The following is a 1,277-nucleotide window of genomic DNA, read 5'->3' on the forward strand; positions in this document are numbered from 1 at the left end:
ACCCCCAGCCGCCCTACGCTTCGCCCAGCTGCTCCGCGAGCACCGCCGTCCAACGCGCCCGCCATAGGCTCGCGTCGAACGTTCGCGCGGTCTCGCGCGCGAGCTTGCCGAGCTTGCGGCGCTGTGCGGGATCGCCCAGCAGCTCGCGAATCGCGGCGAGCAGGGCGGCGGAGGCGGGCGGGACAAGCCGCCCGTTCAGCCCGTCGATGATCAGGTCGTTGAGCCCGCCGACATTCGTGGCGACGACCGGCACGCCGCAGCTCATGGCCTCCAGGCATGACAACGACGTGCCTTCGGAGAAAATCGTAGGAATGACCACAATATCGGCCTTCCCATACGCGGCATGCATGCCGTCCATCGGATAGGTCCGCTGTTCGATTCGCTCCTTCGCCGGATGGGTGCCGTACCACAGCCTGAATGCATCCGCGATGTCCGTTCCTTCCACTAGCTCTCCCGCGAATTCAATCACCAGATCGCTGCGCTCGCGCAGCAGCTCGTCAGCAACGAGCATCATCGTAATGACGCCTCGCTCATAGCTGAGCCTCCGCGGGACGAGCACGCGCAGACCGCGCGTGCGGGGTCTGCCGGAGCCATGCGCGGCCGGGAGATAGCGGCTCGTATCCACGCTATTGGGAATACGGATCACTTTGTCCGTATCTTCGTAGACGCATACGGATCTTGCATAAGTCAAAAAATGCGAATCGACCGAGACGACGCGCTCCAGCGAACGCATCGCCTGACGGAGCGCAGCGGCAACGCCATCTTTCGTTTCAGCTGCAATCGCGCAATGATCCCAGTTAATCCCATGGCTGATGCCGATGCTGCCTGGCCGATACTGAATCGGATGCCACAGGCAGCTCGCATAGACGATCAAGCCGTCCGCTTCAGCTGACATCGCGTCGAATGCTTGCCCCAGTTTACCGAGCTCATATGTGTAGCCGATGACCTCCGTCCCCTCGAACATCGTGCGAAACGGTTCGAAGTAAGACAGCTGATGCACAACGGGACGCCACCCCGCCGCATGAATGACGCCGCACAAATCCCGAATATATCGCTCTAATCCGCCGCCGAACAAGCGATTGAACTGCCGATTATATCCGTCTACATAACTGTGGGTCAAAATGCTAACCGTCCGCATCGTCAGCCCTCACTCCTCCTCGATCCACCGAACGAGATTCGGCGCAGGATCCAGAATGGATTCGTATTGGTCGATACTCCCCCAGCGTCCGTCCGGATCAAGTCGTCTATACCGCTCGTATTTGGCCAGCCGATCCGAA

1 protein-coding gene is annotated in these 1,277 nt (G+C 60.6%); it reads right to left on the bottom strand.

From position 1 onward, the window contains the following. Nucleotides 1–13: 13 nt before the first annotated feature. Complete coding sequence (locus tag PAECUDRAFT_RS24255; RefSeq protein WP_006040161.1) at nt 14–1,138, bottom strand: glycosyltransferase family 4 protein; 1,125 nt, start codon at nt 1,136–1,138, stop codon at nt 14–16. Nucleotides 1,139–1,277 lie beyond the last annotated feature (139 nt).

Source organism: Paenibacillus curdlanolyticus YK9, assembly GCF_000179615.1.
In the GTDB taxonomy this organism is placed as follows: domain Bacteria; phylum Bacillota; class Bacilli; order Paenibacillales; family Paenibacillaceae; genus Paenibacillus_T; species Paenibacillus_T curdlanolyticus.